General features: G+C 54.2%; 18 protein-coding genes. 8 read left to right on the forward strand and 10 right to left on the reverse strand.

Annotation, left to right across the window (positions count from 1 at the left end; translation table 11 throughout):
* Positions 1-43: 43 nt before the first annotated feature.
* Positions 44-1,090: a C39 family peptidase gene (locus tag ACZ51B_RS01480; RefSeq protein WP_464295457.1), complete on the reverse strand. Its 1,047-nt coding sequence runs from the start codon at positions 1,088-1,090 to the stop codon at positions 44-46.
* Between the two features lie 149 nt (positions 1,091-1,239).
* On the opposite strand from ACZ51B_RS01480, the gene rpsD reads away from it, so the two are divergent.
* Positions 1,240-1,848, forward strand: coding sequence for a 30S ribosomal protein S4 (rpsD, locus tag ACZ51B_RS01485; RefSeq protein ID WP_464295458.1), 609 nt, complete (start codon positions 1,240-1,242; stop codon positions 1,846-1,848).
* Positions 1,849-1,911: 63 nt separating this feature from the next.
* Here rpsD and ACZ51B_RS01490 read toward each other — a convergent pair whose 3' ends face one another.
* The 3 genes from ACZ51B_RS01490 to ACZ51B_RS01500 form a co-directional block, all read right to left on the reverse strand.
* Positions 1,912-2,934 carry a pyridoxal-phosphate-dependent aminotransferase family protein gene (locus ACZ51B_RS01490; RefSeq protein WP_464295459.1) on the reverse strand — a complete coding sequence of 341 codons (1,023 nt, stop codon included), beginning with the start codon at positions 2,932-2,934 and terminating at the stop codon, positions 1,912-1,914.
* A 23-nt stretch (positions 2,935-2,957) separates the two neighbouring features.
* The gene (trpA, locus tag ACZ51B_RS01495; protein WP_464295460.1) at positions 2,958-3,749 is read right to left on the reverse strand and encodes a tryptophan synthase subunit alpha; all 792 of its coding nucleotides are present in this window, start codon (positions 3,747-3,749) and stop codon (positions 2,958-2,960) included.
* Positions 3,750-3,826: 77 nt separating this feature from the next.
* Positions 3,827-4,633 carry a PEP-CTERM sorting domain-containing protein gene (locus ACZ51B_RS01500; RefSeq protein ID WP_464295461.1) on the reverse strand — a complete coding sequence of 269 codons (807 nt, stop codon included), beginning with the start codon at positions 4,631-4,633 and terminating at the stop codon, positions 3,827-3,829.
* Positions 4,634-4,738: 105 nt separating this feature from the next.
* On the opposite strand from ACZ51B_RS01500, the gene ACZ51B_RS01505 reads away from it, so the two are divergent.
* Positions 4,739-5,656 carry an aldo/keto reductase gene (locus ACZ51B_RS01505; protein WP_464295462.1) on the forward strand — a complete coding sequence of 306 codons (918 nt, stop codon included), beginning with the start codon at positions 4,739-4,741 and terminating at the stop codon, positions 5,654-5,656.
* A 64-nt stretch (positions 5,657-5,720) separates the two neighbouring features.
* Here the strand turns inward: ACZ51B_RS01505 and ACZ51B_RS01510 are convergent, their stop codons facing one another.
* A complete protein-coding gene (locus ACZ51B_RS01510) occupies positions 5,721-8,129 on the reverse strand; it encodes a protease pro-enzyme activation domain-containing protein (protein ID WP_464295463.1) in 2,409 nt (802 codons plus the stop codon).
* Positions 8,130-8,469: 340 nt separating this feature from the next.
* Between ACZ51B_RS01510 and ACZ51B_RS01515 the strand changes: the two genes are divergently transcribed.
* The 3 genes from ACZ51B_RS01515 (at position 8,470) to ACZ51B_RS01525 (ending at position 13,677) form a co-directional block, all read left to right on the forward strand.
* Positions 8,470-12,705, forward strand: a complete 4,236-nt coding sequence (locus ACZ51B_RS01515) for a glycoside hydrolase family 38 N-terminal domain-containing protein (RefSeq protein WP_464297159.1) — start codon at positions 8,470-8,472, stop codon at positions 12,703-12,705.
* Between the two features lie 115 nt (positions 12,706-12,820).
* Complete coding sequence (locus ACZ51B_RS01520; protein ID WP_464295464.1) at positions 12,821-13,300, forward strand: VOC family protein; 480 nt, start codon at positions 12,821-12,823, stop codon at positions 13,298-13,300.
* Positions 13,297-13,677 carry a DUF1801 domain-containing protein gene (locus ACZ51B_RS01525; RefSeq protein WP_464295465.1) on the forward strand — a complete coding sequence of 127 codons (381 nt, stop codon included), beginning with the start codon at positions 13,297-13,299 and terminating at the stop codon, positions 13,675-13,677. Before ACZ51B_RS01520 ends, ACZ51B_RS01525 begins: the two co-directional genes overlap by 4 nt.
* Before the next feature lie 48 nt (positions 13,678-13,725).
* Here the strand turns inward: ACZ51B_RS01525 and ACZ51B_RS01530 are convergent, their stop codons facing one another.
* From ACZ51B_RS01530 to ACZ51B_RS01550, 5 genes are all read right to left on the reverse strand, one after another.
* Entirely contained in the window at positions 13,726-14,391 is a 666-nt protein-coding gene (locus ACZ51B_RS01530) for a hypothetical protein (protein WP_464295466.1), read from the reverse strand.
* 36 nt (positions 14,392-14,427) lie between these two features.
* Entirely contained in the window at positions 14,428-15,135 is a 708-nt protein-coding gene (locus ACZ51B_RS01535; RefSeq protein WP_464295467.1) for a hypothetical protein, read from the reverse strand.
* Between the two features lie 11 nt (positions 15,136-15,146).
* Positions 15,147-18,638, reverse strand: coding sequence for a DNA polymerase III subunit alpha (locus tag ACZ51B_RS01540; RefSeq protein ID WP_464295468.1), 3,492 nt, complete (start codon positions 18,636-18,638; stop codon positions 15,147-15,149).
* Positions 18,639-18,727: 89 nt separating this feature from the next.
* Positions 18,728-20,527 (reverse strand): amylo-alpha-1,6-glucosidase, encoded by a 1,800-nt coding sequence (locus tag ACZ51B_RS01545; RefSeq protein ID WP_464295469.1) that lies wholly within the window; start codon positions 20,525-20,527, stop codon positions 18,728-18,730.
* 98 nt (positions 20,528-20,625) lie between these two features.
* Entirely contained in the window at positions 20,626-22,209 is a 1,584-nt protein-coding gene (locus ACZ51B_RS01550) for a hypothetical protein (RefSeq protein WP_464295470.1), read from the reverse strand.
* Positions 22,210-22,315: 106 nt separating this feature from the next.
* On the opposite strand from ACZ51B_RS01550, the gene ACZ51B_RS01555 reads away from it, so the two are divergent.
* From ACZ51B_RS01555 to ACZ51B_RS01565, 3 genes are all read left to right on the forward strand, one after another.
* Positions 22,316-22,873 (forward strand): RNA polymerase sigma factor, encoded by a 558-nt coding sequence (locus ACZ51B_RS01555; RefSeq protein WP_464295471.1) that lies wholly within the window; start codon positions 22,316-22,318, stop codon positions 22,871-22,873.
* Positions 22,870-23,307, forward strand: a complete 438-nt coding sequence (locus ACZ51B_RS01560) for a hypothetical protein (protein ID WP_464295472.1) — start codon at positions 22,870-22,872, stop codon at positions 23,305-23,307. Before ACZ51B_RS01555 ends, ACZ51B_RS01560 begins: the two co-directional genes overlap by 4 nt.
* Before the next feature lie 116 nt (positions 23,308-23,423).
* Positions 23,424-24,878: a hypothetical protein gene (locus tag ACZ51B_RS01565; RefSeq protein WP_464295473.1), complete on the forward strand. Its 1,455-nt coding sequence runs from the start codon at positions 23,424-23,426 to the stop codon at positions 24,876-24,878.
* The last annotated feature ends 1 nt before the right edge of the window (position 24,879 follow it).

A 24,879-nucleotide genomic window follows, 5' to 3' on the forward strand; every position in this document is an offset into this window, starting at 1 on the left:
AAAATTCTCAATAAAAGGTTCAGACCCTTCCCTCAAATTGGGTCTATTTGACTATCCAGGGGGCCCCTGGCTCATTGGGAGCCGACTTCTCAACTGGATGGACAATGTACACGGTCCGCTTCGAGTAGAGCCAGCCTTTCTCAAAGTCACTCCGCTTGTAGGATCTCCGGACATTTGGAAAAGCTGGGTCGTTAAGAATTGGATCGCCCGTGGATGTAAAGCCGACTAACACCACCAAATGCCCCGACTCGGTAGCGGAAAGGGGCCGTCCACGCAACATGTCATAAGAAACCGAGCAAGCAATCGGAATGCCGGCTAAAACCCACTTCTCAGCGTCGGCAATGGAACGCAACCGACTCACATAGCCAATCATCCCCTCAAACGATCCCGCGTAGGCCGTATTAAAGGGCCAGTTCCCTGCTCCCTTATAAACCGTGTCCCAAACGCCAGCCTGAACCTCTGGAACATCCTTCAGTAGATCGTTTCGTTGCAAAGACGTCCCCCAGTAGTTCATCAGCATGGAAAGCGATGTGGCGCTGCAAAGCACCCCGCCATTCGGATACTTCCCTTGCTCCTTCCTTGGAACTTCAATCGACCGCCCCCAGGCATCTGAGATAATCCCCTCGTCTTCAGTCTTCACGGAATTATCCAAAAGAGACACCGCGATGAGCTTAAGCTCTGGGGTAGCTCCCTCAGACAGTTTGGTTAAGCTCAAACGGACGTCCAGACTGGTCGTGGCCTTACTTAGTTTCAAGGTGTCCGTGTAGACCACCCCATCGGCGTCCTTTTGCTTGGCGACACTTACCCGCGGCCGTAGCCGTGCATCCGCAGCCCAATCAGCTAACGTGTACCACCCCGTCTTGTGGTCCCCTGAAGAACCACGAACTTCGACCTTAACCGCTGCCACAGCCGGATGGTCCACGTTCCAGGAAGCAATCACTTCGTTAAATTCCCTCTCCTTCCGAATGGAGTAGGTCTTTACCAAAACCTCGCCAGGCTTCGACGGGAAAGAAACACGCTCCGAGTTAAACCAGAGTTGACTGAACGAAACAGGAATCATCATGGTGCTGAGGAAGCTTAGAACGAACATCTTGGTCCAACGAAACGATCATGGATTCGGCACGAAAAAACTCCGCGTTTTGACGACGTTTTTTGGCCGGGTTGAAAGTGTCGAATAATTGTAGGTATTATATGTGCTTCAGAGGGGCGCATGACGCCTCCGAGAAGATTTAGAATCACATGGCGACCTACCGAGGAAGAAAGACCGATATTTGCCGCACCGTCGGCTTCGACATTTGGGGACGACCCAAGAGTCCAGCGAGCAAACGACCATACCCAGCTGGACAGCATGGTCCGAACCTCAAGGATCGACGCCAGTCTGAGTACGGCGAGCAGTTGTTGGCTAAGCAGGTTATCCGACGCTACTACAACATGCTTGAGAAGCAGTTCTCAAACACCTTTGATAAAGCTCAGCGAATGAGCGGCAACACTGGCTTGAACTTCCTTCGACTCTTGGAGCTTCGACTCGCAACCGCAGTTTATCGACTCGGTTACGCTCGAACCATTTTCCAAGCGCGACAGGTTGTCAACCACTGCCACATCTTGGTAAACGGCAAGGTTGTAAACATCCCTAGCTTCCAGCTGAAAGTTGGCGATGTCATCGAAGTTCGAGACCGAGAGTCAAGCCGACGAATCGCTCGAGACAGCCACTTTGAAGGCGCTGCGATCCCAGCTTACATGGAAGCAGACGTTACTCACTTCAAAGGCAAGATCATCGCTCTCCCAGAGCGAGAAGACTTCCCTAAGTTCTTCCAAGAGCAGCAGGTCGTCGAATTCTACGCTCGTTAATATCGAGCTAGACAGAAATTTGAGAAGAGGGTTGAGAGCGAAAGTTCTCAACCCTCTCTCTTTTTATAACAACCACTCCACCAGCTTGATCCAATCCTCAAGCTCCCGATGGGTCACCTCACCCATGACGCTCACTTGGAAGAACTGTTCACGAAGCTCGCCCTTGCAGCCGTAGATCACAAAACCGTGCTCGTGGTTCGCGGCTGACCACTCGTCAAAAGTCCAGCGGTCCGGCAGATTAAAGGAGCTCAAGGTACACGAGGTCTCAAAGTCAGGTGTTGCTGTCACAAAACCTCGACGACGCATCTCATGGCGCAGATAGGAGATCTTCCGGTTATAGTCCTCCCCTCGCCCAGTCGCCCCCTTATCACCCAACTCCACCAACGCCTGCCTAAACGCGGAAAGAGCGGACACAGGCGGCGTCAAAGGAGGTGAGTCTCCCGCATACATAGGAAGATTCAGATAGTAGTTGCGCCGAGGAAAGCTCTTGCACTCCTCCGCCAAATCCTCACTCACCAGAACAAACGCAACGCCAGGCAAACCGTGGAGGCATTTATTGGCTGAACTACAAACCGCGTCCAGATTCTCAAAAGGAATGGCGTCCGCGCCGAAGCTACTCATCGCATCGATGTACGTCTTTACGCCATGCTCCCGAGCAAGTTTCCCGAGGGAACCAATATCGTTCAACCGCCCCGTGGTGGTCTCATTGTGAGTCCCAAGGACCGCGTAGAACTCTCCACTCACAAGTGCCTTCTCGATGAGTTCAAAGTCCCAGGCATCTAGCCAACCAAAGGAAAGCGTCTCATGGGCGAGCCCGTAGACTTCGAAAATCTCGCGGATACGGCTGCTGTAGTAGCCGTTCTCCAAAATCAACGTCTTTCCTCTATCAGGCAGAAGCGACGTGATCATCGCCTCAACTGCTGCCGTCCCTGATCCTCCAATGAGATAAGGATGCCACCCAGCCACGGTAGCCGGGTAGACGTGAAGCAATCGCCTCTTCGTATCTCGGAACAGCTCGCCAAAGGCGCTCTCGCGGTGATTGATATCCGGCAGTGCTGCGGCAGCCCGCACTGTATCACTCGTCATACAGGGCCCAGGCGTGAGAAGTATCATGCCGTCCTTGTCGCTGCTTTTAACTTCCTCACAGCCTCAACAATCGTCGCCCGCCCTGCGCCGTCCTTCCACTCATTGTGGAGGAGGTTCACCAGGAAGCTACCGACGACCGCACCATCTGCAAACTGACAAACCATCTGCACATGCTCAGGCTGAGAAATTCCAAAACCAACGCAAACAGGTTTGTCAGTGAGCGCTTTCACTCGCTGGACTAGGTCGCTCACGTCCAATGGAACCTGGTTCTCAGCACCCGTCACGCCTGTTCGAGACACCACGTAAACAAAACCTGTTGACCGAGCGGCAACCTGCTCGATCCGCTCGGACGTGCTCGTAGGTGCAACCAAGAAGATCGTCTCAATCCCAGCCTGATCACAAGCCTTACACCAAGCGTCAGACTCATCGGGTACAAGGTCACTCACAATGGTGCCAGTAGAACCAGACTCCTTGCTCATCTTCGCAAATTCGTTCAGTCCATACCGCAGCACGGGATTGTAGTAGCCCATGGTCACAATCGGAATGCCTGCTTTCACATGGGAAATAGCATCTAAAACGCCTTTAGGAGTCGTCCCGTTGTCCAGAGCACGCTGACTGCTTGCCTGGATGGTTGGACCTTCTCCAAAAGGATCGCTGAATGGGATTCCAACCTCAATGACATCAGCGCCACCCTCAACAAGGGCATCGATAATCGCTGGCAGTTGGTCCAAGGGCTGGTCGCCGCCGCTCAGAAATAGAACAAGCGCTTTTTCACCTTCACTCTTAAGCGCAGCAAACTTATCGACGAGGGTCATATCCCCTCTATTGAACCCGAATTAGCTCCCGATTACTGGCCGGTGGCTCCGGCATTTGCCAGAGCCACCACTTCTCATTAGGCGCTACGTCGCTTTCGTCGGCAAACACCGATGAGGCCCATGCCGAGTGCTACAACGCTCACGGGTTCTGGTACAGGCGAATAGTTGTAGCCGCTTGCGGAAGTAAGAGTGACGCCGGATTGGTTAGACCACGCGAATACTCTGGCTGTAGAAGCAAAATCAACCGAAGCCGTTCGGGAAACACTCGCCAAGCCCGACACGTAGGTCGAAGCATCCAACTCAGCCTGAAGGGTCACGCTATCGCCCACTTTGGTGTTCAGAGTGAACATCAGATTGTAAGGCTGGACGCTGCCAGTGTTTGTATATCGAGCAAACTTCCCGTCCACAGAGGAATCACCGTAGATCGCCGCAGATGCATCAGCAGAATAAACTCCGCCCATCTCGAAGGTTGGAGTTGAGAATGTGCCACTCAATACCATTTGGAGTTGGATCGTAACAGGAGTGCCCACTGCCAGGCTGGACGAACCGACGTTTAGATAATCCAACGTATAGACATGTGCATGAGCCGTGGCGTAATTCTGATTGGCTGTGCGAGGATAGCTGGAGAGAGCTTTCGCCTTCAGCGTGCCCATCTTCCCTGCCGAGTAGGCCTCTGCCAAAACCCCACCCGACCCAACGTTAGCGCTCAGAGCCGCAAGGTTGTTCCATGTGGATGCAGTGTCGTTGGTAAACGAGCTTCCATCTGTAAGCGAGTTCGGCGGATTGAACTCGTTGATCGCCGTATCCACATAACTGGTCACTTTTTGAGCCGAACTTAAGGCGGCCAGAACGAGCGCCGGAATCACTAAAAGCTGTCTTTTCATCGTCTTCTCCTAAAATCAACAAACACCGTAAAGACTACCAGAGGTAGCTCATCACCTACTTCGCCACCTGTTTCGCGGCAAAGAACGGATAACATGGGCCACGCTATGAAAACACTCACGATTGGCACTTCCGGCCTAAACGTCTCCGAGGTCTCCCTGGGATGTATGCGTATCGGCGGCATGGAGAATGCAGCACTCGATACGCTCATCAAAAGTTCATTCGATGCTGGGATCGACTTCTACGATCATGCCGATATCTACGGAAGCGGCAAGTGCGAAGAGGTTTTTGCAAAGTCGATCGCCCGACTAGGTATCGATAGAAAGAAGCTGATCCTCCAAAGCAAGTGCGGCATCCGCAAAGGCTTCTTTGACTTCTCCAAGGAGCACATCCTCGATTCCGCGGAGCGAATCCTCCAACGCCTCGACACCGACTATCTCGATATCCTCCTGCTCCACCGGCCAGACACCCTCATCGAACCTGAGGAAGTAGCAGAGGCCTTCAACAAGCTTCACGAGAGCGGCATGGTGCGTAACTTTGGAGTCAGCAACTTCAACCCAGGCCAAGTAGAACTTCTGCAAGCAAGCCTGCCCATGAAACTCCAGGTGAACCAACTCCAGTTCAGCATGATGCACACCGGCATGATCGACCGAGGAATCGCCTCCAACATGAAGCACGAGAACTCCGTCGACCGAGACGGTGGCATCCTCGACTACTCAAGGCTCAAGAAGATGACCATCCAAGCCTGGTCCCCCTTCCAGTTCGGCTTCTTCGAAGGCGTCTTCATCGACCATCCCAAGTTCCCTGAGCTTAATAAAGCCCTGGACGAAATGTGCGAAAAGTATGGCGTCACCAAGACCGGAATGGCCATCGCCTGGATCCAGCGCCATCCAGCCCGCATCCAGTCCGTACTGGGAACCACCAACCCAACACGCGTCCTAGAAGTCGTGGAAGCATGCAAGATCGACCTCTCGAGACCCGACTGGTACGCCCTGTACCGAGCAGCAGGCAACGTCCTGCCCTAAACGAAAAATGCCCCGGCCTCTCAGGAGACCGGGGCGCTCTTGTAGAACCACCTACAACGACGAACTAAGGAATCGTCAGCGCAAAGTCATCCACCACGAATGAAGTCGCTAGCGATGAGTTCTCCACACCCACCAGATAGATCTGAATCGTCTGACCCTTGTAGGCGCTGAGGTTGAAGGACTTCTGGGAGTATCCCGTAGCCCTATTGAGGTTTGAATACGTAGCCAAAGTCGCCAAGACAGTTCCGCTAGAGTTTCGAATCTGAACCTTAAGCGTGTCATGAGCTACTGTGCTCGTATCGGCCGAGTCGATATGGAGCCAGAAGGTCAACGTAGCCGAAGCTGCTGTTGAAGGGATCGCCACCTGCTGGTACAGGCTATCGGTATGCGCGCTGCCATACCCATCCAACCAAGCCTTCCAACTACCTGAGTGAGAAGCCTGACTCGTCGAGTTATCCAAGACCCCTGCCGTAGCCACCCATGGAGTGATCACACCCGTCTCAAAGCCCGGATTGACCAACAACTGCGTCGCAGCCGCTACAGGAGTCGCAGAGACCTGAGCAGAATTGCTGCTCTCGCCAAAGCTATTCACCGCAGACACCACATAGTAGTAGGTCGTGCCGTTTGTCAGACCCGTATTGAGGAAGCTCGGACTTGTTGTGCTACCCAACGTCGTGTAAGGTCCGCCCGAAGTAAGCGAACGTTTCACGTTGTACGAAGTTGCTCCTGAAGCCGCGCTCCAAGTGAGAGTCACCTGGTTACTACCAGCAGTCGCCACCAACCCTGTTGGCGCTGGAGGCGCCGTTGAAGTAGAGGCCTGAGTCGCTACAAAGGCATCGAAGTTGATCGATCCCCAGCCGGTAACCGTATCCCAGCCCGTGGTACAGGACGAGGCGGTTCCATTAGGCAGGTTGCCATTCGCACCCGAAGTGATGTCGAACCAAACATCCGACCGACCTGCTTGCGAGTAGATCAGATCCTGAATTCGCCCAAATCGACGCTTTCCAGCAGAGTTCGCAGGAAGCCCGCCCAAGCTGATGATTTTCTGCTCGGCAACGGCCAGAGCTCCGGCAAACACAGGAGACGCAAAACTCGTTCCGACATAGCCGCTTGTTAAGGTGCCGTTCAAGTAGAACGTATACGCACCCGAGCTACTTGACGCGTGAAGCGATACGTCGGGTGAAAGTCGCTTGTTGATGGTCGTAGGGACACCCGGTCCAATCTGCCAGGAAGGAAGAGTGTTAAACGTAGCCGTATTGGTGCTCCAACCGCCACCGCTGCCACTCCAACCGACTTCCGAAGTGCGAACTCCCGAACCGTTGACTGTAGCAGTCGTTCCGCCGACCATCAGAACCTCTGGATCGTAGTTCGGATAAGAGTAAGGCTCAATCGTCGTGCCACTGTCGCCAGTAGCAGCCATGTAGGTAATGCCCTGCGCGCTCATGGAGAGGTGCAGATTGTGGGCAGAAGTGGCCGTGCTCGCAGGAAGATTCCAGCCATAACTCTCGCTGATAACGTCAGCAAGGTTGTCGTTCACCTCACGCGTCAAAACCCCAATGAGGTCCGATGCTCCCCCGTCGTAAATGTAAAACTCCGAAAGCGGAGCCATACCCAGCACCATCTGAATATCGAGATCACCTTCGCCACCAGCAGTTCCACTGCCAGCACCACCACTGATCGCCACAACATGCACGTTGCTGCCTACTCCGCCCGAGGGTGTCGGAAGGCCATACTGCGTGTAGTACAGCGGAACGTTCGTCAACCGAAATCCATCGAAGTTGGAGATCGCCGTAACTCGGCCCTGCCCCTGTAGTCCAGCGTTGTAAGCCGGAGACAAGTTGTACAGCACCCGAGTCTGAGTCGCTGTGAGAGCACGCGGCTGTGGCTTAGTGAAGTTCTGAAGGCCACTCACGTCCATAACGAGAGATGCGATCTTCGCAGGAACCTGCGGAGGTTTAGTAAACGCAAAAAAGCTCTCCGGAACCCCATTCGCTTTCTGAGGTGTGCTCGCCACGTAGTCGTGAATTTGGGTGGAGAAAGCTGCCTCCGCCCGTTTCACCGGAGCGTCGGCCAGGATGGTCATCCTGTTCTTCGCAACCAAGGTGATCTTAAATCCCTGCGACTGCAAATAACTGGTTACTTTTTGAACCGAAGTTTGAGGCAAACCGAACCGCTCTCCAACTTCGTCGGGAGTGATGTAGTTGCGGTAGTTTGGATTCTTCGGGTTACTGACATCGTCTACAAATTTCTGTAGTCCCGCCGGATCTCGCAGCGCCAAACTTACAGACACGTGTAAAACCTTGTCGGGGTTCGTGTGTCCAATCTTGGTTGCACCACCAACCATGGACACGATCTCATGCTGCATGGATGCAGGAGGCTGCTGAGGTGTGCTCGTTTGCCCGAAGGCTACTTGAGCGAGGCCAATACCCAGGAATAATGCCCGGGCAATCTTAGTGAAACGCACGAGTTTCATACTTTAATCCTCTAAGTACTCACACTTCTTTGTGGAGGTACTGGATTGATGATAAGACGACCAGGTGAGATGCACCAAACCATATCAGGAAAATCGCAATTGTTTTGGGGTCATGTCGTTGGAACGGACGCCAAACGGCCGCCACGGCACGTGTTTGGTCAAAACCTGACGCGAAGCGATGGATCACTATGAGCACACACTAGACCAAACGCTCCTTTTGGCCCACTATTTTAGAACCGGCCCACGGCTAGATCGTTAGCAGCGACACCTAACGAAATAATAAAAACGCGCTCCATAAATCTAAGTGACCGAATCCAAGGGATAAAATGACCATGTGCAGATGCTCCTTCCCTTGTTAATGTGTGCCGTCACACCGCAACAATCCAAAGCACCCGAGCAGCCAACTCTTTACGAAGTCGGCTACGCTCACCTTGACACTCAGTGGCGCTGGGTTTTCCCCCAGACTGTCAACGAGTTCCTCAAGAACACGCTTCACGATAACTTCGCTCTCATTGAGAAATATCCGAACTACATCTTCAACTTCACAGGCTCCAACCGATACCGCCTGATGAAGGAGTACTTCCCTGCTGACTACCAGCGAATGAAAGGCTACATCGCAGCCGGTCGCTGGTTCCCAGGTGGATCCTCAGTAGAAGAAGGAGACGTCAACTCCCCAGGCGTCGAATCCCTGATCCGTCAGGTGATGTACGGCAACCAATATTTCCGCCGCGAGTTCAATAAAGAGAGCTGCGAGTACATGCTGCCCGACTGCTTCGGCTTCCCCGCCGCACTCCCAAGCATCCTCGCCCACTGCGGAATCAAAGGCTTCTCCACCCAGAAACTCACCTGGGGATCGGCCGTGGGAACTCCGTTCAACGTCGGCGTGTGGGAAGGACCAGACGGCAAGAGCGTCGTGGCAGCCCTCAACCCCGGCTCCTACGGCACTCGACTCACAAAAGACATGTCGCAAGAGGCTGACTGGCTCAAGCGCGCAATCGCAACCGGTAAGAAGTCAGGCGCTTTCGTCGACTACGCCTACTACGGCACCGGAGACTTCGGCGGCGCCCCCGACGAGAACTCAGTTCAATGGCTCGAAAAGAGCGTCGCAGGGACAGGACCGCTCAAAGTGGTCTCCGCGACCTCGGAGCAGATGTTCAAGAACATCACTCCAGCTCAAATCGCCAAGCTCCCCCGCTATAAAGGCGATCTCCTCCTCACGCAACACTCAGCTGGTTCCATCACTTCCGAAGCGATGATCAAGCGATGGAACCGCGAGAACGAGCAGATGGCCAAGGCCGCAGAAGGCACAGCAGCCATGAGCTCATGGCTTGGTGGACCAAGTTACCCGTATAAGAAGCTCCTCGATGCGTGGACGCTCATGTTGGGCAGCCACTTCCATGACACCATGGCCGGTACAGCCTTGCCAAAGAGCTACGACTACGCTTGGAACGATGACCTGATTGCCCTCAACCAGTTCGCCGCCATCACGACAGACAGCGTAGGCACCATCTCCAAGACGCTCAACACGTCTACCCGTGGCGTCCCGGTCATCGTTTACAACAACCTCTCGGGCACTCGAAACGATGTCGCAGAAGTAACTGTCACCTTCCCAGGTGCTGCCCCAGAAGCAGTGGAAGTCACTTCCCCATCTGGCCAGGTCGTTAAGAGTCAAGTTCTCAGCCGAACCGGCAACACCGCAAAGGTCTTGTTCAACGCGCAGGTCCCAAGCATGGGCTTTGCCGTCTACGGCGTCAAGGCAGCATCTGCCAACCAGCCAACCAAACTCCGCATCAGCAACAACTCGCTAGAGAACAGCCGATACGTAGTCAAAGTCAACGCGGCAGGCGATGTCAGCTCCGTGTACGACAAGCTCGTCAAGAAAGAGCTCCTCAAACAGCCAATCCGCTTGGCCTTCCAATACGAGAAGCCCCAAGAGTGGCCCGCATGGAACATGGACTGGGAAGACCAGAACAAGCCACCTCGCGCCTACGTAGACGGAACGGCTAAGATCCGAGTCGCCGAGCGAGGCCCAGTGCGCGTCTCCCTTGAAATCACCCGCCAGGCACAAGGCTCCAAGTTCGTTCAGGAGGTCCGCCTCACCGACGGCCCATCCGGTAACCGAGTCGAGTTCTACGATCACATCGACTGGAAGAGCAAGGAATCCGCACTCAAAGCCGAATTCCACCTTGCAGCCTCCAGCCCGAAAGCCACCTACAACTGGCAGATCGGCGCCATCGAGCGACCAAACAACAACAAGGTCAAGTACGAAGTCCCACAGCACGAGTGGCTGGACCTAACCGACCGACGCGGCAAGTTTGGCACCACCATCCTCACCGGTAAGAAATACGCGTCGGACAAGCCGAACGACAACACGCTCAGGCTCACGCTTATTTACACGCCAGGAGTCCGAGGTGGCTATCAAGACCAGGCCTTCCAAGACTGGGGCCACCACGACATCCTATACGGATTGTATGGTCACAACGGCAGCTGGAACAGCTCCGATGCGCCTCGCCAGGCAAACGAACTGGATCAGCCTCTCATGGCCTTCCAGACCACCGCACACAGAGGCGGAAGCAAGCAACTCTCGCTCGCTTCCACATCAAACGATAACGTAGAGATCCTCGCCCTCAAACGAGCAGAGGAATCCAACGAGTACATCGTCCGCCTCAAAGAGCACGCAGGAAAGGCCGCCAACAATGTCGTCATCACTTCCTTCGGAAAGATCCTCTCCGCACGTGAAGTCGACGGTCAAGAGAAAGCTATCGGTCGTGCAACGGTCAAGAATGGTGCCCTGGTCACAAGCCTAACGCCGTTCAACGTGCGAGCCTTTGCCATCACCTTGGCCAAGCCCGCAACAAAAGTTGCCACCACCAGCACCCAGTCAGTCAAGCTCCCGTTCAACGCAGACGTTGTCAGCACCAACGAGAATCGAATCGACGGCAACCTCACCAAAGGCCTCACCATCCCAGCCGAGCAGTTCGGTACTGGAGTTGTAGCAGACGGCATCCCCTTCAAGTTCGGCCCAACTCAAGACGGCGCCAAGAACGCAGTAGCAGCCAACGGCCAGACCATTGCCCTTCCGAAAGGTAACTGGAGCAAGGTTTACGTCCTAGCCACCTCCTCCAACGGAGACCGTCAAGCAACCTTCAAAGTCGGCAAGCAGCAGATCTCCCGAACCATCCAGTACTGGACAGGCTTCATCGGAGCATGGGATCACCGACTGTGGAAGGGCGTCGAGCCAGTCTTCGCCTACGGTTGGCAGAACGACATCAAAGGCGTCGAGCCAGCATTCATCAAGGATGGCAACATCGCTTGGTACTGCTCACACAACCACTCGGCCACCAAAGACGAAGTCTACGACTACAGCTACATCTACAAGTACGCGCTCCCAGTTCCAGCCGGAGCAAAGACCCTCACGCTGCCTAAAGACGCAAACACCAAGGTGTTCGCCGTCACGGTAGCAAGCAACACCCACGATGTCGTCACCCCGGCCACGCCGATGCACGACGACTTCACCCGTAAGGCTGCTGCTCCTGTGGCATACCCAAGCGGCGGAAAGTTCGATGACTCCATCCAAGTGGAGCTCACGCCTTCCCTATTCGGTCGAGACGAAGACATTCGATACACCCTTGATGGTTCGGAGCCAACCCGGTACTCTCAGCCCTACACCGTGCCCATCCAACTGTCCTCATCCACAACCATCAAAGCGCGAACCTTCCTTCCAAAGGGCGAATCAAGCGCAACCTACTCGGCGAGCTATGAGGTCAACGACACCACAGCTCCCCGCATCCTCAAGGTTCAAGGTTGGACACAGGTCAACTCGGTGAATGTCGAATTCAACGAGATCCTCGACCGCGCCACCGCCGAGGACACGAAGAACTACAACTTCAAAGGCTACGAGGTCACGAAGGCTCAGCTTTCGAACAACCTCAAGTCGGTCCTCCTCACGCTGGATAAACCCATTGAAGGCGATAAGACCGAAGGCACGATCTCCGGTGTCGCTGACCGATCGCCCAATCACAACGCTGCCAAGACAGATGTGGAGTTCCGAACACCCAACCCAGTGTTCACCATCGACTCTCTCACTTGTGACGGCAAGACCTTCACGTACGAGAAGCTAGGTCGACTCCCAGTGAAAGCCAGCGATCACTGGACCATCAATCTCTTGGTGAATCCAGACTCACAACTCGTGCACCTCACCCCAATCGCGGGCTTCGGCTACAACTCCGACAGCCACCAAGGTGGCGCCAGATACCTTGCTAAGTTCCGAGAGGGAGTTCACTTCTGGGGCTGTGACGTCGACGTCACGGGTTCACAAGACATCGAGCCGAATAAGTGGCAGATGATCACCGCAACCTATGATGGCGAAACCATCCGCACCTACAAGAACGGTGTTCAAGTCGGTAGCGAAAAGACGGGACTTGCCGATGCCGAAGACGTCGTTCGAATAGCCCCCATCGATGCGTGGGATAAGAAGCGAATCTTCAAAGGCAAGATCAAAGACTTCGCCATCTGGCGCGAGGCAATGCCCGCCCAGGCAGTGAAGACCCTGTGGCAACGAAGCTCCACCAAGTAGTTCGTCGCCCAAGCCTACGAGTCCCTCTGATGCACAATCAGGGGGACTTTTCTATTTTCTTCCCGCCATTTGTCCTGGTTTAGAGTTACCATTCGTCAAACAGTGAGATCCACCCATGAGCACTATCACTCCATTCCTCTGGTTCGACACCGAGGCTGAAGAAGCCGCCAAGTTCTACACGTCTATCTTCAAGAACTCTACGCTAGACCACGTCGACTACTACCCAGAAGGCGGTCCAAAACCTGCGGGCACAGCCATCACCGCGTCCTTCACCATCGATGGCCTCAAGTTCATCGCCCTCAACGCGGGCCCCGAGTACAAGTTCAACCCTGCCATCTCTTTCTCAATCTCGGCCGAGACGCAAGAAGACATCGACTACTACTGGGACAGACTCTCGGAAGGGGGAACACCCGTCCAGTGCGGATGGATTACCGACAAATTTGGTCTATCTTGGCAGGTCACTCCACCGATCCTAGGACAACTCATGGGCGATCCCGACCGCGAAAAAGCCGCACGAGTCATGGCCGCTATGATGAAGATGGTAAAGATCGACATCGCAGGCTTGATAGAAGCCGCAAACGGCGTTCCCGCATGAGCAAAACCGCCCCCGCCCTCGCGGAATTCGTAGAAGGGCTGGAACATCCAAAGCAGGCAGAACTCGATTTGGTCCGACAGATCATTCAAGGTGTCAGTCCCGAAATCGAAGAAGGCATTAAATGGAATTCGATCAGCTTCCGCACAACCGAATGGTTTGCGACCTTCAATAAACGCGCGACAGATCGAATAGAACTCGTCCTACACCTCGGTGCCAAAGTGAGACAAGGAGCATCGGTGGAGATTCCAGACCCGGAAGGGATGCTAAGGTGGCTGGCGAAAGACCGCTGTTTGCTCACCCTCACCGGGGCGGAGGAAATCACCGCCAAACAACATGCTCTCGAAGCCATCATCCGAGATTGGATCCAGTATGTATAGCGTTATTGATCCTGCAATCTACAAAGCAGGATCAATAAAACTACAGGCTCAGCTAATGAACTTCGTCCAAGCCTGCCGCTGAGCCGGAGTCAGAACGGAATTCAACACACGCTGGTTATCCAGTTCCTTCTTCTCCTGCAACTTAGCACGGGCGTCTTGATTGGCTTTAATAATGGCAACCCGTCGCTTCTTCTTAGCAACCTTGTCTCCGCCGGTCGGCATGGCTTTCAGCTGAGCAGCAAGCTGGGCATCCAAATCCTCTTCCCGCTTACTCGCACCAGCATAAATACTAGCGACCTGATTCTGCTGGGCAGGACTCAAACCAATCGCCTTCCCTACCTGCGCATCTTTCAGAGCTTCTGGCCCTTTAATCTTCGCAGCTTTCCCAAGCAGCTTCTTCTTCTGAGTAGGACTCAGCCCAGCAAGCACTGAGTTGGCAAACGTCTTATCCGCAGCCTCCAAACCCGAACGACTGGGATTCGCAGCAGCAAAAAGGCTCTTCTGCTTAGCATCAAAAGCCGCCTTGGTCTTAGCATAAGCCGTCTTCTGAGCTGAGCTCAGCTTAAGATCATCTCGAACCTTAGCATCCGAAAGGAGAAAGGCGCTCGATTGAGACAGCGACAAATAAGGTTGATCAGGCAGATCCTGAGCCTTGGCAAAACTGCCAAGACCGAAAACTGCAAGAATGAGCGCAATCGAGTTCGTAATCTTCATGGTTCTAAAACAATGGTTAGACGTGTCGACCTACCCTCACGGTTTGTAGGGTTTTCCAGTGAGCTGCGTCCACTTAGCTAATTGTGCCTGGTTCAGCGTCCCAATCATCTTCTTAAGCGTGGACTGACCAATTTCCTGGATCTGAGGACGGATACGACCTGCCTCAATCTGCATCGCTTTGTCTACTTCGGCTCGAAGAGCATCAGCGTCTTTCTGCGTCTTCGGCTTGCGTCCAACAAACGGCTGCCGAGCACGATCAAAGGCGGAACGCTCAATCTTCGCCGAACTCTCCTTGCCCGCAAAGAAGTATGTCTTCAGCTTCTTGCGCTGGGTCTCGGTGATGCCCACTCTCTTCGCCACGTCGGGATCAATCATCGCCCCAACTCCCAAGTTCTGAAGCGTCAATTCCCGCAGCCGTCGCAACTGACCAGCCGTCAGCTGAGAAAGAACCGACTTCTTAAGAGCGGCCACATACCCAAGAATTTTGGGATTCGGCCCCTTCAGAGTTCGAGGATCCGTCTTAGCCTTCCTCAACTGATCGGTGTAGGTATTCACCTTTCGGTTAAATTCCTGAGCGGCCGCGTTCATCTTAGCCCGCTGCCCTTCTGTAACACCCAGCTCCTTTTGAACCGGCTTGAGCTGCAAGATGGCCACGTCTGAGATCTTGAAATCAAAGGCATCCTGCGCCTGTGCAACGCCAGTCGCCAGCACCAGAAGGGCGATGGATAAGATTCGTTTCTTCATAAATTCCTTAACTAGTGACTCTCTGCAAGAACCTCTACATCGACCCGTGTCATGCACGACTTCACTGCAGAGATAAACGTCTCAGACGGATTCACGTGTTGCACGGCATAAAACGGCAAATAACTGTCCTCAGGCATTATCTGGATCAACAACTGATAATCCCCAGGGTGTTCGTCAATGATCGTCTTGAACTTGTGCATGTGCTTCTCAGTCGCACGTCCAATACTCACCTTGACCGTCCCAGCAGCACCACCGCCACCCGTGTACCCAAGATCCAGCGACTCTTCGAGCGGCTTGATGTCCTCAATCCGCAGCTCAACCGATTTCTCACCGCGGTTCTCACGGTGCATCACGTAGCCAGACATCTGCACGACGGTGTCCTTCACCATCGACTCTTTGAGCTTTTCGTACGTCGCCGGGAACGTGATCGCTCCAATTTGGCCCGTAAAGTCTTCCAACACAAGCGAAGCCATCTTCTTTCCTTCGCTCTTGGTCACAATCGTCCGAAGCTTCGCAATAACACCCGCAAGCTTCACAAACACGTTCTCATCAAGCTCAAGCGTCTGAGCAATGGTGTGGGTCGCATGCGTCGAAATCGTTCGCTCATGCCCCCGAAGTGGGTGATCAGAAACATAGATCCCCATCACTTCCTTCTCCATCGCAAGGTTCTCCGCACGCGATGCAGGCTCGCACTCAGGCAAGGCAGGATAGGAGACCAGCGTCTCGCCCGTGGACTCGCCAAACAAGTCAGCCTGACCCGCCAGCCGCGACCGGTTCTGCTGATCCGCATAAGCCATGGCCCCATCAACTTGCGCCAGGAGCTTCTTCCGATTTTTGTCAATGCTGTCCAGAGCACCAGAACGAATCAGCGCTTCTAAAGCCGTTCGGTTCATCCCAGCAGGTCTCGAACGGTCACAGAACTCGTAAAGGTGAATAAACGGCCCATTGGATGTCCGCTCTTCAATAATCCCTTCAACGACCCCTTCACCAACGCCCTTGATGGCTTCCAACCCAAATCGGATACCCTTGGTAAAGCCCTCTTCCTTCTTCGAACTCGGCCGAGCAGCCTGAACATCCTCAATATTGAAGTCACCGAGCGAAGCATTCACATCCGGCGGCAACACCTGGATCTTCATCCGGCGACACTCTTCAATGAACGAAGTGACCTTGTCCTCGCGCGACAAATACACGCTGAGCAAAGCCGCCATGTACTCAACCGGGTAGTTCGCCTTTAGGTAACCCGTCTGGTAAGCAAGGATCGAATAACAGACCGCGTGCGCCTTGTTAAACGCGTAGCCTGCAAACGGAAGCAATAGCTCCCAGACCTTTTCGGCATTCTCCGCAGAGATCCCGTGCGCGGCCGTACCATCCATGAACTCAACCTTCATGTCGGCCATCGCCTTCGCGTCCTTCTTACCCATCGCGCGACGAAGAACGTCTGCCTTACCAAGCGTAAAGCCCGCGATCGCCTGCACCAGCTGCATAACCTGGTCTTGGTAAACAATGACGCCGTACGTCTCTTCCAAGATCGGCTTCATCCGCTCGTCCAGGTACTGCGCCTTCATCCGCCCGAACTTGGTATCGATAAACCGAGGGATGTGCTCCATCGGACCCGGACGATACAACGCGACCATAGCAGCAAGCTCACGAACGTTGGCAGGCTTCAGCTGAGTCACCCACCGGGTCATGCCGCCACCTTCAAGCTGGAACACTCCAGCCGTCTCACCACGACCCAACATCTCGTACGTCTTAGCGTCGCCGTCTTGCAACGACTGAACATCCACATGGATGCCCTGTGTCTTCTGGATATTCTTAACAGCACGCGCAAGGACCGTAAGGTTGCTCAGCCCCAAGAAGTCCATCTTAAGAAGACCAATCTTCTCAAGAATGCCCATCTCGAAAGCCGTAACCGCCTGCCCATCGTTACCCCGGTAGAGCGGCACATACTCCACCAAAGGATCGCGCGAAATAACGACGCCCGCAGCGTGAACGCCTGAGTTCCGAGCCATGCCCTCAACGGTCTTTGCCGTCTCAAAGAGACTCTTCATGCGAGGCTCTGAGTCCACGATCTGCCGAAACTCTGCGATCTCCTTGTATGCACGGTTCAAGTTCCAACCCGGCAAGGTCGGAATAGTCTTCGTCAGCCGATCAGTCTCTTGAGGCGTATAACCCTGCACCCGACCACAGTCCTTAATCGCCGCCTTAGCACCCAGCGTTCCAAAAGTGACAATCTGTGCCACTCGGTCCTTACCAAACCGCTCCGTCACGTACTGGATAATCTCGTCACGACGAGCGTCCTCAAAGTCCATGTCAACGTCGGGCATGGAGATACGCTCGGGATTCAAGAACCGCTCGAACGTCAACCCGTACTCAACCGGGTCCACATCCGTGATCCCCAAACAGTAAGAAACCAAAGAGCCCGCAGCCGAACCGCGAACGCCAAAGAAGATCCCACGATCACGGGTCGCCTTCGCAAACTCCCGCACCAACAAGAAGTAGTCACCGAAACCGGTCGTCTGAATAACGCCCAGCTCGTACTCAAGCCGAGCCAGAGACTCCTCGGGATTCTTCGTCCGCTCCTTCAACCCCTTCAGAGACATCTCTCTCAAGAACTCAAAGTTATCAACGCCCTCAGGCACGTCTGGCTGAGGCATGGGAGCCCGCTGCTTATCCAGCTCCACATTGCACATCTCAGCGATCATCTGAGTGTTCTCAAGAGCCTCGGGGTACTCCTTAAACAGCTCGTACATCTCCTGCTGACTCTTGAGATAAAACTCCTCAGTCTGGAACTTCATCCGCTTCTCATCAGCCACGAGCGCACCCGTCTGAATACAAAGCAAAACGTCGTGCGGAGTCGCGTCGGACTTGCACAAGTAGTGAGCGTCGTTCGTCGCCACCAACGGAAGCTTCAGCTCTTTCGCAATCCGCAACAGTCCATCCTGAATACGAGCCTGCTCAGGAAGCCGGTGATCCTGAAGCTCAATAAAGAAGCTGCCGGGATCGAACATCTCGGCATACATTCCAGCGATGTACTGCGCGCGGTCGTAGTCGCCCTTCAACAGCTCCTGACAAACTTCCGAACCCAAACATGCACTCGTGGCAATAACGCCCTTGCTATGCGCCCGAAGAATATCGTGATCCACACGAGGCTTGTAGTAGTAGCCTTCCAGTGCGGCAATCGAGCTGAGCTTACATAAATTGCGGTAGCCCTCAAGGTCTTTCGCAAGGAGGAGCAAATGGTATGCACCCTTCTCGCCCTCACCTCTTCGGCTCTGAATTCCGCCAGGAGCAACATAGGCTTCAACACCTAAAAGAGGCTTAATCTTCGCCTTCTTGCACTCCATGTAGAACTCCATCACGCCAAACATGACCCCGTGGTCCGTAATGGCGAGAGAGTTCATCTCCATCTCTTGGGCGCGCTTCACCATATCGGGAATGCGGTTGGCGCCGTCGAGGAGCGAATACTCCGTGTGGTTGTGGATGTGGCAGAACTGCTTACACATCAGGACAGGTAGACCAATTCATAAGGATTTTGGAGATCGGAGAGAAGCTCCAGTATTGAGACGATTTTGACACGTGGGAAGACGCCGAATTATTCGCCGTCTACATCCTCAACCCAAGCGCGCAAAATCTCAGCAACGCTCCAAGCCTGCCAAGGACACCCGCCCGGACGCTGAGGCTCGCTTCCGTCATACACTTCGGCCACCCCTCCCAATCCATACTCCAATAACATCGTCTTCGCTTCACGCAAAACACGCTTCGCTTCTCGCTTGCCACCGCCATACCGAGCCACAGCCGTAGCATAAGGCCCGAGCAGCCAAGGCCAAGCCGTTCCCTGGTGATACGCAGCGTCCAGCTCAGGCAAAGGCCCCGCATAGCGCCCCTTATAACCCGGCTCATCCGGCCCCAGCGTCCGCAATCCATAAGGCGTCAAAAGCTCACGAGAAACAATCCCAAGAGCCCGGCTCGCATGCTCAGGATCAAGCTTCACAAACGGCAACGCCATCGCGATCACCTGGTTCGGCCTCAACGATGCATCCGCAGGATCCGCAGTGTCCAAGTAATGCCCCCGAACCTCGTGCCAGAAAGTCTTCTCAAACGATGCCTCAGCCTTCTCAGCCGCAACCCTGTACTGATCCGAAGGGAGTCCAAGCTTGTCGCTCAACCACTCAAGAATCCGAACAGCGTTGATCCAAACCCCGTTGATCTCCACCGGCTTACCGTGCCGAGGAGTCACCACCCAGTCCCCGACCTTCGCATCCATCCAAGTCAGTTGCAAGCCAGTCTCACCCTGGGTAAGCAAACCATCCGCCGGATCCACATGAATGCCAAACAGAGTGCCCTTCACGTGCCAGTCGTAAACTTCCGCAAGCTTCACCTGCATGGACTTGGCAAACTCCTCATCCCACTCGGTGGCAAGCGTCTTGTAAATCGCGTTGGCAAACCAAAGCGTCGCATCCACCGTGTTGTAATCAGGCTTCTCACCCTTCTCAACGAACCGATTCGGAATCAAACCATGCGAGATCTGCCCCGCATAGTCGTGAAGAATCTGCCGAGCCTCCTTCACGCGTCCGGTATGCAAACACAGCCCAGGCAGAGAAATCATCGTATCTCGCCCCCAATCGGTGAACCAGGGATAGCCAGCAATGATCGTCGAACGGTCCTCCGTCTTCACAAAGAACTTCGAAGCAGCATCCCGTAGCGAGGTGCCAAGCGACTTCTCTTCTTCCGGGTCTACTGTAAATTCATAAGGAGCCGCCTCGGTCTCCAACGAAGCCACCAAAGTGGCACATTCCCCTGGCAAAAGCTCGTATCGGAGCTCGCATGGACAGAAGAAATCATCCCGAGGAGCCAGCCCCCGATCAGCCTCGCGAGCGTGCTCAAACCGGTAGTACCAACCCTGAACCGGCATCCGCTGCGCCCCGTGATGAGACAGATAGAGCGAAACACCATTCTGTCCAACAACGGTGCCGTTCTTGGGAAAGTTAAGAATCTGCGGGTATCCCTCGACCTCGTAAGAGTTCTCATGATGGTCCCGATGAGTCACCAAAGGCCGCAGAGTCAAAAGGAAGGGTGTGTTCCCCGTATTGCGGTAAACAATCGTAACTGCATTCTCGCCTTGGTGAACAGCTAGCTCTTTCTGGACCTCAATGTTCGTCGTTTTGAAGTTCCAGATCGCCGTCTTCCCAACAGAGAACGACCGCAGATAGTGATACCCCTCAGGGTAGATCGCCCCCGGATACTGGTTGGCAGAAATCCCGACCGGATTACCATCGGCCTGCACAAACGCTTCCACGCCCGAAAACAAAAGCATCCGCCCCGTGGGAGGAGTCAAAGCCGCAATGAGGTGACCATGGTATCGACGCGCATTGACGCCGCTAACGGTTCCCATGGCATATCCACCGATGCCATTCGGCAAAACCCACTCGCGACGAGACGAAACTTCAAAGTTTCGACATTGCTGTTGATCCAGGCTGTAGCGCATGTTCCTTAAGGATTCTCGGGTGAACTGATCAAAGTTCTTTGAGAACTTTTCCGTTCCAGTTTTCTACGTTGAAACACATCGAAGAAATTATCCAGTCGCAGACGCACACCCAGCCGATACTCTCTCGGAAACCGTCGGCTCATCCAAAACGCTTCCACACAACCGATAACTTGACTCACAGTGTACTCACGATCAAACCAGCCCAAACGCTTGTCGAATTTTGACATTGCGCTTATTTTCGTAGGACCAAGGTTGAGATCTGCACGAATCACAGCCCCATCGGTCTGAACGAGTTCGTCGAAGTCAAAGTCTGGATCACTCCCTTGATACGAGTGAACCATCGCAGCGCCCAGCCTCAACTGCTTCATCGGCTCGTAAACAACACCCGCAGTCCCTCGAACCCAGCCAAACGAATGAGTGCTCTGGGTCCCATTCAGGTCCAGCCGAGCATGCGTAAACAAATTCTTGGTGATGTCCACCTTAGGAGCCAGCACCGAAGTCTGAAAACCAAGCCGAGTTGTGAATGGCCCCGACCGCTCATTGATCGACTGTAGCCGAACCTGAGTCAGCGCTGAAAAACGCCCTAACTTCCCACCATACTCATAGGCCAACTCGGCCGCCTTCGTAACAGGCACATCAAACAAACGTGCGCTGGTTCCAATATGCCAGTAGGAACCCACGCTGACACTATGACGGGGCGAACTAACATATCCCCTCTCATTTCCGGGTGAAGTCGTCTCAATGCTGTCGAAGTAGCCAAAGTTGAACCGCTCCGACAATTCAGACCGAGGCGCCACAATCCCGTTCGATTTATCGGCATCAATAAACGTCCGAGAAATCTGAGCCCCATACCCGGGGTAACTCTTCGGAAACATGTTGAAGTCAGCAGAAAGAGTCGTGTTCTCATTGACAATGAAACCACTCGACCAGTCGATCCCCATCCCCGCACCCTGACGGTAGCTAACTCCGGGAGCACGGAGCCCTTGCACTCGAGGGTCTAAATTGAAGAACTGATCTCTCCCTGTCAGGATCTTGTGACCCGCGATGTAAATGGTCGGACGAGACACACGTCCCTTCTTTCCAGGAATCACAGTGAGCTTTCTAGATGTCAACAGATAGGCAGGGTTCTTCCGACCACAGGAAGTAATCGATACATTGATGAACTCCCAAACCCCAGCCTTGATCTCCATGCTCTCCGCACGAACATAAGCGCCAGCGATCACCATCACCACGTTCTTCGCATACAGCCGCCGATCATCCGGCTTCAACTTCTCAACTGGCTTCCACGTAAATTCAAGCTGCTCAGCATGAATCGTAGCGTCTGGATCAAGCAAAACCACCTGCCCCTTGGCGAAACCAGACTGCTCACCCTCGGCATAGTGAAGCTCCAGCCGATCAGCGGTGATGGTGGTGACATCGTACTTAGCAGTCACCCCGCCCTCAAAAATGGCAATCTGATTCAGAAAGTCGTTAAAAGGACGAGGAGCGGTTATGGTTACGCGACCGACGACTGTTTGCTTCACAGGCGACGTTTGAGGCTGAGTCGTAGCCTGCAGAGCGGGAATTGGGGGCACCCAGAGTAAGGGCATTTCTGCAAAAGAGTGTACTCATGAAAAAAACTGAGAATCGCATGAACTTTGGGTCTTTTGGCACGCGTCATGTAATATGTAGAAGTCCAACTACAGGCTGAATACTATGTTTGAGGCAACGAAACTCTTTAATCCGGTCGCAGATCCAGCGGCACAGGAGCGTCAGTGGGTTAGTCGATGCCGTGTTGGCGATGAAACTGCTTTGGCGTGCATCATTGCACGACACCGTAATCGCTTGGTCCGTACCGCAACTAACCTCTTACGAGATCGCCATGAAGCTGAGGATGTCGCTCAGGAAGCTTTTCTGAAGGCTTTCCGAGAAATCAGCAAGCTTCGAGACGACCGTGCATTCTCTGGCTACCTGTATCGAATCTGTGTCCGTCTCTGTATGGACAGACTCCGCCTAAAGAAGGCCGAGCTAGTCGAATTCGATTCTGCTCAACCACACGAAGGCGGTTGCGTCGAAAATCGTGTAGTCATTGAGAAACTCCTGGCACAATTGCCCGCCGAACTGCGTACTACACTAGTGCTGCGCGAAATGGAGCAGTTGAGTTACGAGGAAGTGGCAGAGGTCATGAAAGTTCCCATTGGAACCGTTCGATCAAGACTGCACACGGCTCGTGAAAGGTTTAGAAAACTTTGGGTGGAGGCAGTAGGAGAGTGAATATCGGTTTTCTTGGTTGTCGTAAATTCGGAAAGCTGCTCAACGAGCAGTCGGACCGCGAATTGTCGGATCAAGAAATTCGCTTCCTAGAGAAGCACCGGTCTGTTTGCGCCTCTTGCTGCAAAGAAGAGGAAGCAGAGTCATTCGCTCTCAACCTGCTCCGGGACTCCGCTATGGATGCCTGGACCACACCCCAGTTTGAAGACCGAGTCATCCGTAAACTCAAAGTACAAAGAGTCAAGGAAAGTCTCGGCTACTGGTCACCAGCCATGGTCGGCGGACTGCTTGCCTGCCTCGCAGTCTTCGCAGCCCTGCACACGCTCAGCCTCTCGAAAGATCTGGCCAAAGCAAAGATTCCTGGCGGTGAAGCAAGACGGGAAGTCGGTCCTGGACCGAAACTTGAGCTGACAAGCGTTCCCACCTTTGTGAAATGACCCCCCTGGGCCGCGCGTTTATGGGAGCGTGCCTTGGCGCTATCCTCACGCTGCTTATCCACCCACGTTCACGCCCTTTTTTCACTCAAGCCACCCAGCGCGTCTCACCCGCACGCATGGAGAGAACGCTTGATAACAAACGGGGCACCCTTCCAACCCCACGAACCCTCACGGACGCGAGTCTCTGGATACAAGTCGGAGCAGAACGCCTCGCCAATGGCGAACGCCTCAGCCTTAAAGAGCTTGAAACCCTCGCCAAACTCGCCCAAGCCGGTTCGGAAAGCGAGCGACAAAACGCCTTCTGGCTACAGGTCAAAGCGGCCTACCTATCGCTTCTATCCGCACAAGAAAAACCCAGCGACAAAACCCTAAAGACCCAAGCCCAACAAGCCTGGATGAAGTCGGGGCATCTCAATCAGTGGAATGACCACCAGTCTGAGCGTCTCAAAGAATCCCATCTCGAAATTGTAGAACTCGTAAAAGCGCGTCAAGCCTGGCAAAACAGCTACCTCTACTTCAACCGATCCGACGCCGTCGGTCAGCTGATCGAGAACTACGCGAAGACCCACCTGGCCGATTACCCCACACTCTACACCGACGGGAGCCTTCTCAATCGCTACCTCACCATCACCAACGGTAGCATCCTTCGAGACCACTCAAGCTCCATCAAAATGGGCCTCCACGGTGCTCGTGTTGTGGAGATGGCAACCTACACCACCAAGATCCCCCAGTCCACCAACCCCAAACGTATCTGGATCGCCAAAACCGCCCTCGTCTCTCGCCTCGATGCCGAACAAAAACGCGAAGAAGCTGCCGCCGCTAAAGCGTGCTTCAAACAGAACGAAGGCTGGATCGCCATGACGGAAAGAGCAAACCCAGATGATGAAGTCCGGGCTTGGAGCACCTCAGCCGTCACCATTTCTGCCATTCCTGGCTGCTTCGCCATTTCGGCGTTGTTCGGAGCCGTTGTCTACGGCATCGCGCGACTCCTGAAACCCTCCTGGACGCAACTCCGTTTCTTCCCGGCCCACTTCATCTTCATCGCAGCCCTCCTGATCTCAGGGCTCGTGTTCCTCATCTCAAGATCCTGGCTTGCCGCCGTTAGTTGCGGAGGAAGCATCATCGTTCTCGCCTCGGGCCCAACACGCCCAAGAGTCCGTAAATCCGACGACTTAGGCCCCTTTTTCAACTTCATCGTCGTTGCGATCTGGTTAGGAACTCTCGTCACCCTCAGCCTCTACCTCATCGGCAACACCACCGCTTCCCTGGCACTCATCCCGTATCTCGGAGACGACGCCGACATCCTTGCCCACACCAACGGATACCTCGGCGTTACCGCCGTGATCCTATGCCTTTTCAGCCTAGCTGCAACCGCATGGGCAATGGTTCAAAAATACAGCACCCCCGATATCTTTTGGCTCCTCATACGTCGCTTCGGAGCACTCTCGACCATAGGCGGAATGGTGCTCGTCGTGATATCAACGCCACTTTGTGTCTATGCAGATAACCTTTGCGCCGAACAGTTGAGTAACATCGCGGCCAACGAGCCAATCCATTACTTAAACCAGTGAA

The sequence above is a fragment of the Fimbriimonas sp. LA-C6 genome (assembly GCF_055398105.1).

Coding starts and splice junctions, on each gene's coding strand:
- ACZ51B_RS01545 (WP_464295469.1), bottom strand. CDS start 20,527: ATGGGAACCGTTAGCGGCGTCAATGCGCGTCGATACCATGGTCACCTC.
- ACZ51B_RS01520 (WP_464295464.1), top strand. CDS start 12,821: ATGAGCACTATCACTCCATTCCTCTGGTTCGACACCGAGGCTGAAGAA.
- ACZ51B_RS01540 (WP_464295468.1), bottom strand. CDS start 18,638: ATGTGTAAGCAGTTCTGCCACATCCACAACCACACGGAGTATTCGCTC.
- ACZ51B_RS01505 (WP_464295462.1), top strand. CDS start 4,739: ATGAAAACACTCACGATTGGCACTTCCGGCCTAAACGTCTCCGAGGTC.
- ACZ51B_RS01530 (WP_464295466.1), bottom strand. CDS start 14,391: ATGAAGATTACGAACTCGATTGCGCTCATTCTTGCAGTTTTCGGTCTT.
- ACZ51B_RS01535 (WP_464295467.1), bottom strand. CDS start 15,135: ATGAAGAAACGAATCTTATCCATCGCCCTTCTGGTGCTGGCGACTGGC.
- ACZ51B_RS01515 (WP_464297159.1), top strand. CDS start 8,470: ATGCTCCTTCCCTTGTTAATGTGTGCCGTCACACCGCAACAATCCAAA.
- ACZ51B_RS01500 (WP_464295461.1), bottom strand. CDS start 4,633: ATGAAAAGACAGCTTTTAGTGATTCCGGCGCTCGTTCTGGCCGCCTTA.
- ACZ51B_RS01490 (WP_464295459.1), bottom strand. CDS start 2,934: ATGACGAGTGATACAGTGCGGGCTGCCGCAGCACTGCCGGATATCAAT.
- ACZ51B_RS01510 (WP_464295463.1), bottom strand. CDS start 8,129: ATGAAACTCGTGCGTTTCACTAAGATTGCCCGGGCATTATTCCTGGGT.
- trpA (WP_464295460.1), bottom strand. CDS start 3,749: ATGACCCTCGTCGATAAGTTTGCTGCGCTTAAGAGTGAAGGTGAAAAA.
- ACZ51B_RS01555 (WP_464295471.1), top strand. CDS start 22,316: ATGTTTGAGGCAACGAAACTCTTTAATCCGGTCGCAGATCCAGCGGCA.
- ACZ51B_RS01525 (WP_464295465.1), top strand. CDS start 13,297: ATGAGCAAAACCGCCCCCGCCCTCGCGGAATTCGTAGAAGGGCTGGAA.
- rpsD (WP_464295458.1), top strand. CDS start 1,240: ATGGCGACCTACCGAGGAAGAAAGACCGATATTTGCCGCACCGTCGGC.
- ACZ51B_RS01480 (WP_464295457.1), bottom strand. CDS start 1,090: ATGTTCGTTCTAAGCTTCCTCAGCACCATGATGATTCCTGTTTCGTTC.
- ACZ51B_RS01565 (WP_464295473.1), top strand. CDS start 23,424: ATGGAGAGAACGCTTGATAACAAACGGGGCACCCTTCCAACCCCACGA.
- ACZ51B_RS01550 (WP_464295470.1), bottom strand. CDS start 22,209: ATGCCCTTACTCTGGGTGCCCCCAATTCCCGCTCTGCAGGCTACGACT.